9 protein-coding genes and 1 tRNA gene are annotated in these 10,307 nt (G+C 60.7%); 7 read left to right on the top strand and 3 right to left on the bottom strand.

The genetic code is table 11. The features are described from left to right. Nucleotides 1-134: 134 nt before the first annotated feature. From VXL81_RS17795 to VXL81_RS17785, 3 genes are read left to right on the top strand one after another with little or no spacing between them, the layout of a single operon-like run. Complete coding sequence (locus VXL81_RS17795) at nt 135-590, top strand: ATP-dependent zinc protease (protein WP_340546655.1); 456 nt, start codon at nt 135-137, stop codon at nt 588-590. Next, nucleotides 587-1,492, top strand: a complete 906-nt coding sequence (rimK, locus tag VXL81_RS17790) for a 30S ribosomal protein S6--L-glutamate ligase (RefSeq protein WP_340546656.1) — start codon at nt 587-589, stop codon at nt 1,490-1,492. Before VXL81_RS17795 ends, rimK begins: the two co-directional genes overlap by 4 nt. After that, complete coding sequence (locus VXL81_RS17785; RefSeq protein WP_340546657.1) at nt 1,492-2,535, top strand: succinylglutamate desuccinylase/aspartoacylase family protein; 1,044 nt, start codon at nt 1,492-1,494, stop codon at nt 2,533-2,535. Before rimK ends, VXL81_RS17785 begins: the two co-directional genes overlap by 1 nt. A 65-nt stretch (nt 2,536-2,600) precedes the next feature. Here the strand turns inward: VXL81_RS17785 and VXL81_RS17780 are convergent, their stop codons facing one another. After that, nucleotides 2,601-3,491 carry an AraC family transcriptional regulator N-terminal domain-containing protein gene (locus tag VXL81_RS17780; RefSeq protein ID WP_416538194.1) on the bottom strand — a complete coding sequence of 297 codons (891 nt, stop codon included), beginning with the start codon at nt 3,489-3,491 and terminating at the stop codon, nt 2,601-2,603. A gap of 286 nt (nt 3,492-3,777) precedes the next feature. Here VXL81_RS17780 and VXL81_RS17775 point away from each other — a divergent pair, with 286 nt between their 5' ends. Both VXL81_RS17775 and VXL81_RS17770 read left to right on the top strand, forming a co-directional pair. Then, entirely contained in the window at nt 3,778-4,590 is an 813-nt protein-coding gene (locus VXL81_RS17775) for an SDR family oxidoreductase (RefSeq protein ID WP_416555465.1), read from the top strand. Between the two features lie 236 nt (nt 4,591-4,826). Further along, nucleotides 4,827-7,706, top strand: a complete 2,880-nt coding sequence (locus VXL81_RS17770) for a Hint domain-containing protein (RefSeq protein WP_416535561.1) — start codon at nt 4,827-4,829, stop codon at nt 7,704-7,706. Between the two features lie 411 nt (nt 7,707-8,117). Here VXL81_RS17770 and VXL81_RS17765 read toward each other — a convergent pair. Further along, nucleotides 8,118-8,193: transfer RNA gene (locus tag VXL81_RS17765), tRNA-Ala, on the bottom strand. A gap of 175 nt (nt 8,194-8,368) precedes the next feature. Then, nucleotides 8,369-8,695 (bottom strand): TIGR02300 family protein, encoded by a 327-nt coding sequence (locus VXL81_RS17760; RefSeq protein WP_416535560.1) that lies wholly within the window; start codon nt 8,693-8,695, stop codon nt 8,369-8,371. Nucleotides 8,696-8,795: 100 nt separating this feature from the next. Here VXL81_RS17760 and VXL81_RS17755 point away from each other — a divergent pair, with 100 nt between their 5' ends. Next, nucleotides 8,796-9,488, top strand: coding sequence for a M48 family metallopeptidase (locus VXL81_RS17755; RefSeq protein ID WP_416555463.1), 693 nt, complete (start codon nt 8,796-8,798; stop codon nt 9,486-9,488). 86 nt (nt 9,489-9,574) lie between these two features. Continuing rightward, nucleotides 9,575-10,231, top strand: a complete 657-nt coding sequence (locus tag VXL81_RS17750; RefSeq protein ID WP_416555461.1) for a GntR family transcriptional regulator — start codon at nt 9,575-9,577, stop codon at nt 10,229-10,231. Nucleotides 10,232-10,307 lie beyond the last annotated feature (76 nt).

Raw genomic sequence — 10,307 nt, 5'->3', positions numbered from 1 at the left:
GACACCCCTTGTGGATGCTCATAACCCTCGCTGTTCATTTGCAAATGACCGTTCTGACAGTCCGCTACCCCAATTGGCTAATCATTCGGGAGCTGTCATAACAGGGGCAGCTATGGAAACAGGAGACGATTCATATGCTCGTTGTCGGCTGGCAGGAACGGGTTGATCTCCCGCTTCTTGGACTTACGAACCTGAAGGCGAAAATCGATACAGGTGCGCGCACATCGGCGCTTCATGCTACAGATATTGTGACGTTCGAACGCGATGGCGTTCCCTGGGTTCGTTTTCACACACGGTTCGACGATGATTCACACGACACCGATGTGGAATCTCCGATCCATGATCAGCGCGAGATCAAGAACACCAGCGGCATTCCGGAAACCCGGATCGTTATCCGGACCAGATTTCGGATATCGGACCGCTTGTGGAAGATCGATCTGTCGCTGACCGAGCGTACCGAGATGAAATTCCGCATGATCGTGGGGCGCACGGCCCTGCGCGGGCATTCCATCCTGGTGAACCCCGCCAAGCGCAATTTGACGGCACCGAAACCAGCAGCCGCAATCGTCGGCAGAAGGAAAAACTCATGAAAATCGCGTTGCTCGCCAGAAACGCCAATCTCTATTCCCACAAACGGCTGGTGGAAGCCGCCGAGGAACGCGGTCACGAGATCCACGTCATCAACACGCTGCGGTGCTACATGAACATCGCGTCGCGGCGCCCGGAGATTTATTACAACGGGGAAAAACTGGAAGGTTACGATGCGGTCATTCCGCGGATCGGGGCCTCTGTCACCTTTTATGGCATGGCGGTTCTGCGCCAGTTCGAGATGATGGGTGTCTACCCATTGAACGAGAGCGTGGCGATCGGGCGGTCGCGCGACAAACTGCGCTCAATGCAGCTTCTGGCCCGCGACGGGGTTGGCCTGCCGGTGACGACCTTCGCTCATGATCCCAAGCAGACCGAAGAGGTGCTGGAGCTTGCGGGCGGTGCGCCTCTGGTGATCAAGCTGCTGGAGGGGACACAGGGGCTTGGCGTTGTTCTGGCCGACACGAATCGCTCCGCGAAATCGGTCATTGAAGCGTTTCGTGCGACCGACACGAATATCCTGATCCAGGAGTTCATCAAGGAAGCCGGCGGGACCGACATCCGCGCGATCGTGATCGGGGGACGGGTCATCGCGGCGATGAAGCGTACCGGGGCCGAGGGGGAATTCCGGTCCAATCTGCATCGTGGCGGCTCGGCGCAATTGATCAAACTGTCGCCGGAAGAACGCTCAACCGCCGTGCGGGCTGCGAAATCCATGGGTCTGAATGCCTGTGGTGTCGACATGCTGCGTGCAAATCACGGGGCGGTGGTGATGGAGGTGAATTCCTCCCCCGGACTGGAAGGCGTTGAAAAGGCGACCGGTCTTGATGTTGCTGGCAAGATGATCGAGTTCATCGAGAAGAACGCCAAACCCGGCAAAACCAAAACGAAGGGCAAGGGCTAATGATCAAACGCCCGGGGTTTGATATCGGCGGGGAGCTGATCCCGCCCGGCACCCGGCGCACCGTTGATCTTCCTGTCAGTTCACTGTCAGACCATACGCCGGTGAATATGTCAGCCCATGTCGTTCATGGCAAAACGGAGGGACCGGTTGTCTTCGTCAGCGCAGGGGTGCACGGCGACGAGGTGATTGGCATCGAAATCGTACGGCGACTGCTGAAATCACCTGCGTTGCGGGGCCTCAAGGGCACGTTGATTGTGGTCCCGATTGTGAACTCTTTTGGGTTCATCAACCGGTCCAGATATCTGCCCGACAGGCGGGATCTGAACCGCTCTTTCCCTGGGAACGAGGGCGGATCGCTTGCTGCGCGTCTTGCGCATCTGTTCCTGAAGGAGATCGTGTCGCGCTCTGACGTCGGGATCGATCTCCACTCGGCGGCGATCCACCGGATCAACTATCCGCAGGTGCGCGTGTCGCCGGAGGATGCCGTGGCACGGGAGATGGCGGATGTCTTCGGCGCCCCGATCATCATGGAATCGGCGATACGACAGGGATCCCTGCGAAACTCGGCAAAGGAGCTGGGAAAGACCGTTCTGCTCTATGAGGCGGGTGAGGGTCTGCGATTTGATGAGGTTTCGGTGCGCGCCGGGCAGGCGGGCATTCTCAGGGTGATGAAATCATTGGGGATGATTTCCGCCCGCGGCGTGGCGCCCGCCAAGGCGCGCCCGCAGTTCTGCCCGTCCAGCAAATGGCTGCGGGCGCCGATGGGTGGCCTGTTTCGCAGCCTGAAGGCAGACGGCGATCCGGTGCGCCAGGGCGACGTACTGGGGGTGGTGTCTGATCCCTTTGGCGAAGAAGAAACCGAGGTCGTCGCGCCGTTCGATGGTATCATCGTGGGGCGGGCGGTACTGCCGGTGGTGAACGAAGGTGACGCCGTGTTCCATCTAGCGCGCGTTCAATCCATGAAACAGGCCGAGAATGCCATGGATGATCATTCATCACAGCTCGCGGATGATCCCATGTTCGACGAGGATGAGATCATCTGATCCAGGCGGCATGGGCATTTCAGTGTTCCCACTGTTGTCCGACAGCCCGCGGCGAGACAGGGGGGCTAGGTCGGCGTCGCGGTATCGCGGTCCTGCCTTGGAGATCTGCCAAACTTGCGGGAGTATTCGCGCGAGAACTGCGCCGAGCTCTCATAGCCGACGGAAAAAGCTATTTCCGACACTTTTGCATCGGTTGACCTGAGCGCGTCGCGGGCTTTCAGAAGGCGCAGATCCTTTTGGTATTGCAGCGGGGATGTGCCGGTCACGGCCTTGAACTGTTCGAAGAAGGCAGAGTTGCTCATGCCGATCCGGTCGGCAAGCTCACCGATTGCGATTGTCTGCGAGAGATTTGCCTGAAGGTCACGGGTTGCGAGATGGATGCGGCTTGCTGTGCTTTGGTGCCAGAGCAGCCGTTGCAGACCAGCCGCGTGCTGCCCGATCAGCAACCTAGCGTGGACTTCGCGAGCGGTGATCGGGGCCAGCACTTTTGCTGTCTCAGCCCCCTCGCATTGGTTGAGATAGCGCGAGAGGGCGTCCTCAAGGCCGGGATCGGTATCACACAGGCAGATCGAAAACGGGTCGCAAGGAGTGGATGTCGAGGCGGGCGGCACCGCAGATGCCAGAGACCGCAGCACATCCAGGTCCAGTGGGAAGACAAGTGCCGTGTAGGGGTGTTCGGCCGATGCCTGGGTGATGCGCGAGATGACCGGGAGTGTATGGCTGACCACGAGGGACTGGCCCGCGCTGACGGTGAGGCTTCTGTGGTTTGAGCCGACGGATTTTGCGCCCTGCAGAATCAGACATAACAAAGGTCTGTAGACGGTCGACTCCAGCCCTGTGCTGGCGTGGAGGCGCAGCATATGCGTGTTGCTGGCGTCGTGGTGTATCGCGCCATCCCTGACCCCCGACCGATCCAGTATCGCGGTCACCTGTGCGTATAGACTCTGCTTGGCCATGCAGCTTTTCCTCCAGGGCTGCTTCGGACATAGCAGTCGGTGAGGTCTCTACATAACAGAAATCACAAGTTTCGGAGGATCAGGCAAGTATTCTGGATAATCGAGAAAGAATAACGGCGGGCCGGAGAGCATTGTGGCATCAGTGATGGTTGTGAACTTCAACAGAGGGGAGATGCACCATGATGGAAAAGGCGACGAGCCGGTGCCTCACCACATCACCCGCCATGTCACAACGCGCGTCGGTATCGAAGAGATGTTCACGCAGAACCCCTGTAGGAGAGCGACTATGAAAACCATTCTGATTACGGGCGCCTCGTCGGGTATAGGCGAAGCCACTGCCAGACACTTTCAGGCGCAGGGCTGGAATGTCATCGCGACCATGCGAAGCCCCGACAGCACGGGCGAGCTGGCGGCACTCGACAACGTCCATCTGGCGCGGCTGGATGTGACCGACCCGGCGTCGATAGCATCGGCGGTCAAACAGGGCATTGAGTGTTTTGGCCGAATTGATGTGCTGCTCAACAATGCAGGCTATGGCGCCTATGGCGCGCTTGAGGCGTTTTCGATGGAGCGGATCCGGCGCCAGTTCGACACCAATGTGATCGGGTTGCTGGAAGTGACCAAGTCCGTGTTGCCGCATATGCGGGAGAACCGGTCAGGCAAGATCATCAATATCTCCTCCATCGGCGGACAGATCACATTCCCGCTCGGCACGCTTTATCATGGCACAAAATTCGCTGTCGAAGGTCTATCGGAAGCGCTGCATTACGAACTGGAACCGCTGGGCATCCGGGTTCGGATTGTCGAGCCGGGCATGATCAGGACGAATTTCGGTGGCAGCTCCTTTGATTTTGCACTGGATGACAGCCTGCCTGACTATGCGCCCACGGCTGAGGCCATGGGGCGGGTGTTCAGCAGGCTGGCCTCCAGCCCGTCTGCCCCCGCAACCGTCGCCGAAGTGATCTGGGAGGCCGCCAATGACAGCGGCGACCGTCTGCGCTTTCGGGCCGGGCCAGATGCTGTTGCGCTTCTGGATCAGCGGCATCAGCAGGATGACGCCACATTTATCGGTGGCATCAAGGAGCTGATGAAACCATAGTTTCAACGGTTTCGGCGCTGGCTTTCAGCGGTTGCAAAGTGACGCTGGGAGATCGGGCCGGATATCGGTTCGGGCGGGCCGTTTTACGGCTGGAACACGCGTTTCGGCGCCAGTTTACTCTTTTTTATCGCAAGACCTCTAAATTGGCTTTGGTATGTGTAGATACCATTGGCCATGGGTCCGTTCCCACTGGTCATGAATACTGCGTTTTGATCAGCTAAGGATTGATACCCGCCATGCCCCGTCCAAGTTGGCTCGAAGATCTCCTTGCTACTCTTGTCGGTGGCAGGGGTAATGACAGAATGGGCGGCACCACCGGTGACGATACCATGGATGCCGGTGAGGGAGACGATACCGTTGCCGGTGAGGAGGGCAGCGATGTCATCGACGGGGGCCTCGGCAATGACGTCATCTATGGCGACATGGGGGACGGTTTTGCGCAGGGGGCAAACGCATCACCGCTGACGCTCGACATCAACAATATCCAGAGCGTGGTCCATGACGGCAGCACCGGCTCCGTCGGGAACTATGCGATTTTCAGGGATATCGCCAAGCTTGAGGATGGCACCAGCATCTCCGGCAGGCTGATCCTGCTTGAAAAATCCAACGCCAATATGTCGGTTGAATTCGGCTATACCGCCGGCGCGGAAATCCTCCTGACCGGGAACCAGCCGGGGGATCAGGCCAAATTCCGGCTGGAGTTTTTTGATCCCATAACCGGTGAAACGGTCTATCTGAACTCGACCGCGACCTTCAACGACATTGATGACAACAGTCAAACCGGCGACGCCGAGGCGGTGATCATCGATGGCAACAGTTTCACCTCTTTTGGTATTTCCTCCGATTCCTCGCTGACCACGGGTATCGACGGAAATGTGGTCAAGGCCACCGGTTCGGAACTGAACGATTATACGGATCAGGATTCCTGGTTCTCTGCCTCCTTTGAAGATCGTTCGTCGATCGAGTTCACCCTGCAGACCCGTGTCGGATTGTCGGGTTTTACCCTATCGGGTGATATTCTGGACGATCCGGTCACCACGATCATCGAACAGGGCGCCGATACCGTGCTGGCGGGCGACGGCAATGATATTGTCTATGGTCAGGGCGGCAATGACTCCATCATGGGCGAGGAGGGGGACGACCATCTGGAGGGCGGTGATGGCGATGACGTCATGGATGGCGGCGTCGGCGCGGATACCCTGATTGGCGGCGAGGGGGGCGATACCCTCTCCGGCGGTGACGGCGATGACTATATCGAAGGTGGTGCCGGTGATGACCAGCTGTCCACCGGAATTGGCAACGACACGCTGATCGGCGGCGAGGGCAATGACACCCTGAACAACTCGGCCGGCGATGACAGCCTGGTCGGCGGGGTTGGCAACGACAGCATCGTTGCGACCGACGGTTTTGACACGCTGGAAGGTGGTGCTGGCGACGACACCATGTACGGGGGCAATGACGGCGACCTCCTGCTTGGCGGCGCTGACAACGACCTGATGTATGGCGAGTCCGGAAACGACAGCCTCGACGGCGGTGATGGCAACGACGTCATGGACGGCGGCATTGGCAACGATACGTTGATGGGTGGTCTCGGGGCCGACACCATCTCCGGTGGTGACGGGGATGATTACATTGATGGCGGCGATGGCGACGACAGCCTGACCACCGGCCTCGGGAATGACACGCTGATCGGGGGTGCAGGCAATGATACCCTGCGCAACTCGGCCGGTGACGACAGCCTGGTGGGCGGGACCGGCGATGACAGCATCGTCGCAACCGATGGCAACGACACGCTGGAAGGCGGCGATGGCGCCGACACGATGTACGGCGGCAATGACAACGACCTGCTGGTCGGGGGCAGCGGCGCTGACAAGATGTATGGCGAAGCGGATGCCGATACGTTCCAGATGTCGGACGGCTTTGGCAATGACACGATCTCGGGCGGTGAGGCCGGCAATGACTCCGACCACATCGACATGTCAGCAGTCACCAGCAGTGTCACGGTCACCTATACCGGGTTTGAAGCGGGGCAGATCACCGACGGCGCCGATACGGTCACCTTCAGCGAGATTGAACGGCTGACCCTGACGAACCAGGGCGATGTGGTTGATGCCTCGGTTGACAATGCCGGTGTCAATATTGATGCCGGTGCCGGGGATGACACCATCACGCTGGGTAGCGGCCAGGACTCGATCATCGGCGGCGCCGGCGATGACCGGCTGATCCTCACCCAGGCGGGCGGCGTTGATACCGTCGGCGATTTCGATCTCAACGATGACGATGGCAATGGCTTCTACAACGATCAGCTGGATGTTTCGGGGCTGACTGGTGGCAGCGGAGTCGGCGGCGCGGTCATGACCAGCGATGTTGTCGTTTCCGACGATGGTTTCGGCAATGCCCTGCTGACCTTTCCGGGGGGTGAACAATTGGTGCTGCAGGGGGTTACCCCCGCGCAGATGAGCAGCCACAATCAGCTATATTCAGCGGGGATCCCCTGTTTTACCCCGAATGTCCTGCTTGCAACGCGGCGGGGGGCGGTTCCGGCCGGTCAGATCCGGGTCGGCGATCTGCTGCAAACCGCTGACAACGGCTTTCAGCCGGTGATCTGGGTCGGCAAGCGTCATCTCAGCTCGGCTGAGCTGCTGCAGCGCCCGCATCTGCGTCCCTATTGCCTGCGCCCCGGTGGGATCCTCTCGCCCGAGCGTCCGATGCTGCTGTCACCCCAGCATCGCCTGATTGTCAGTGATCGCGCCCTGATGCCGGATCATTCCCGCGACGAAAAGTTCATCTCGTCGAAATTGCTGGCCGAAGCGGATCCAGACTTCACCTGCCAGATCGCGCATCACGCACCCGTCACCTATGTGCATCTGATGACCGAGCAACATGAGGTTATCTTTGCCGAAGGCATCGCGACCGAAACTTTCTGGCCCGGCCCCGAGGCCATCCGAGGCCTTTCGGTCGATGATATGCGAGAGCTGCTGACCTTGTTCCCCGACCTCGCTGCGGTGCATGGGTTGACCGGCGAGCCCGGACGTAGCCGCGTGCGCGGAGCCTATGGCGATCTTGCACGTCGATCCCTCAGGCGCCGCGACATCGGGCATCTGCACGCGGCCTGACACGGCGCGAGGGCATGGGGTGCTGACGCTCGCGCGGCGCACGGTGCCCGATCTGAGTATCGGCATGACCGCAAGGTGACCACGCCGCGTGACCGCATATCTGCTCGCAGCACATCTTTTCAAGCCATCGTCGCGTGCGGCGGGCGTCATGAGCGGATGGTGGTTGTGCTGTGGCCGTGGTCTTCGGCTCAGGGTCTATTATGCGCTGCCAAAAATGCAAAACGAGGAGATGGTCGCCCATTTGCCGCCCCCCCGTTCTGACAGGAGAAAGGACTGCAAGGCGATCTTTCTGCCCCAGGGTGCGGATCAATGCGGCAGTGATTGTTGAGTGAAAACAGCACCGTGCGGCACAGATGAGCCAGTTCACGCTGTGGAGTGAGCCACGCCATCTTACTCATTTCAGAGAGGGTTTGGTGGAGCCTAGCGGGATCGAACCGCTGACCTCCTGCATGCCATGCAGGCGCTCTCCCAGCTGAGCTAAGGCCCCAAACCGCCGCGTTTCGTTTCCGTCTCGCGGTGTGTGACGGTGATTTAAGGGAGGCTGGCGCGGGCCGCAAGCGGAAAATGCACCATCGTCCGAGATTTTTTTGGCAGCTGAATTTCGGCTTTAATTCTGGCTGTCCGGGGGAGGTGGCAGCACCTCCCCCAAGGGTCGTGTGGCCTTAGGAATCGTCGTCTTCAGAGGCGACGTCGGCGATATCTTCAAGCGAGACGTTGTCCTCGTCGTCATCGTCATCCAGGACGTCGTCGCCCAGATCCAGATCGACGTCATCTGCATCATCAAGCACCGCGTCATCGCCGTCGGTGTTTTCCTTGGCCTTGCGGCTTGCCGCGTCTTCGGCGTCGGCTTCGATCATCCGGCTTTTGCCGTTGTTCAGTTCGACCACCTCGCCAGTGTATGGGCTGATGATCGGGTTCTTGTTCAGGTCATAAAAACGTTTGCCGGTTGTCGGGCAAACGCGCTTTACACCCCATTCTTCATTGGGCATGTGGATCCCCTTGATTTTCTGCTGAGTCGGTTCGACGATTCAGGTGCCTTGCCATATGCGCCGGGTGCTGTCAAAGCCTTTGCCAAAAGGGGAGGTCGCCATGGCTGATCATCACCTGCCCGGAGATCCGCCGGTTCCGCTGACGCTGCGCCGCTCGGCGCGGGCGCGGCGGATCAGTTTGCGGATCTCCGGGCTGGACGGGCGGGTGACGCTGACGCTGCCGGTGCGGGTGCCAGAGCGAGAGGCGCTGGCCTTTGCCCAGGAAAAGGAAGACTGGATCCGCGGCCATCTGGCGCGGCACCCGGATCCCATAGAGGTAGGCTATGGCAGCCTGCTGCCCATTGACGGGCAACCGCGACGGGTGGTGGCTGGAACCGGGCGTCGCCTGCTGTTGCAGCCGGGACAACTGGCGGTGCCGGGGGCGGTGAACGGGGCGGGGCCGGGGCGCCGCATCCAGCGCTACCTGCAAGAGCTGGCCCGCGACCGGCTGGCGGCGGCGTCGGATCAATATGCGGCGGCGCTGGGCCGCAGCTATTGCCGGATCAGCCTGCGGGATACGCGGTCGCGATGGGGATCCTGTTCCTCCGATGGCGCGCTGATGTACTCTTGGCGGCTGATCCTGGCGCCACCGGAGGTGCTGCGCTACGTCGCGGCGCATGAGGTGGCCCACCTGGCGGAGATGAATCACTCACCGGCCTTCTGGGCCATCGTCCGAGAGCTTTACGGGCCATATGACGGGGCGCGTGGCTGGCTGCGCAGCGGAGGCAACAACCTGCATCGCTACCGGTTCTGACGGCGCCGGCGCGCGCGGGGGAGGGCTCAGGGCCTCACGCTGTGAGAGCTGTTGACGTGACGTGGTTTTGTGATCACAAGAACCTCATGTCCAATCCCGTTCGCCCCACCGCCGAGCCGCCCACAGGGTCCGCCCATGATCGGGTCTACCGTAGCTTGCGCACGCGGATCATGCATGGCGAGATGACGCCAGGGGAGGCGCTGACCCTGCGGGGGATTGGTCGCGAGTTTGATGTGTCGATGACGCCGGCCCGCGAATCGGTACGGCGGCTGGTGGCTGAGGGGGCGCTGTTCCTGTCGTCTTCGGGCCGGGTGTCGACGCCGGAGCTGACAAACGAGCGGATCGAAGAACTGGCGGCCCTGCGCGCGCTGATCGAGGTGGAGCTGGCCAGCCGGGCGCTGCCGCGTGCGCATATTGCCCTGATCGACCGGTTGCAAAGCATAAATACCAATGTGGCCGAGATGATCTCCAAGCGCGATGCGGTGGGCTATATCCGCACCAATCTGGAGTTTCACCGGACGCTTTATCTGCGGGCGCAGGCGCCAGCGATGCTGGCCATGGCAGAGACCGTCTGGTTGCAGCTGGGCCCGACCATGCGGGCGCTCTACGGGCGGTTGCGGCGGACCGAGCCGCCGCAGAACCACAAGCTGATCATTGCCGCGCTGAAGGCGGGGGATGAGCCGGGATTGCGGCTGGCGGTCCGGTCTGACGTGACCCAGGGGCTGCGGCTGCTGGCAGGGTGAACGCCGGATCTGCGGTGTCCCAATGTCGGCCGGGTGCTCCCGCCGGCTCAGGCCAATTATACCAATTGTCCTCGCA

It is taken from the genome of Phaeobacter sp. JH204B, assembly GCF_048055755.1.
GTDB lineage: Bacteria > Pseudomonadota > Alphaproteobacteria > Rhodobacterales > Rhodobacteraceae > Phaeobacter > Phaeobacter bryozoorum.
The sequence above is the reverse complement of the archived record's forward strand: the minus strand, read 5'-3'. Positions and strand labels throughout refer to the sequence as shown.

Excerpts from the sequence above, each read along its gene's own strand:
- VXL81_RS17770 (WP_416535561.1), top strand. The coding sequence starts at position 4,827 with ATGCCCCGTCCAAGTTGGCTCGAAGATCTCCTTGCTACTCTTGTCGGT.
- VXL81_RS17760 (WP_416535560.1), bottom strand. The coding sequence starts at position 8,695 with ATGCCCAATGAAGAATGGGGTGTAAAGCGCGTTTGCCCGACAACCGGC.
- VXL81_RS17780 (WP_416538194.1), bottom strand. The coding sequence starts at position 3,491 with ATGGCCAAGCAGAGTCTATACGCACAGGTGACCGCGATACTGGATCGG.
- VXL81_RS17795 (WP_340546655.1), top strand. The coding sequence starts at position 135 with ATGCTCGTTGTCGGCTGGCAGGAACGGGTTGATCTCCCGCTTCTTGGA.
- VXL81_RS17775 (WP_416555465.1), top strand. The coding sequence starts at position 3,778 with ATGAAAACCATTCTGATTACGGGCGCCTCGTCGGGTATAGGCGAAGCC.
- VXL81_RS17750 (WP_416555461.1), top strand. The coding sequence starts at position 9,575 with ATGTCCAATCCCGTTCGCCCCACCGCCGAGCCGCCCACAGGGTCCGCC.
- VXL81_RS17785 (WP_340546657.1), top strand. The coding sequence starts at position 1,492 with ATGATCAAACGCCCGGGGTTTGATATCGGCGGGGAGCTGATCCCGCCC.
- VXL81_RS17755 (WP_416555463.1), top strand. The coding sequence starts at position 8,796 with ATGGCTGATCATCACCTGCCCGGAGATCCGCCGGTTCCGCTGACGCTG.
- rimK (WP_340546656.1), top strand. The coding sequence starts at position 587 with ATGAAAATCGCGTTGCTCGCCAGAAACGCCAATCTCTATTCCCACAAA.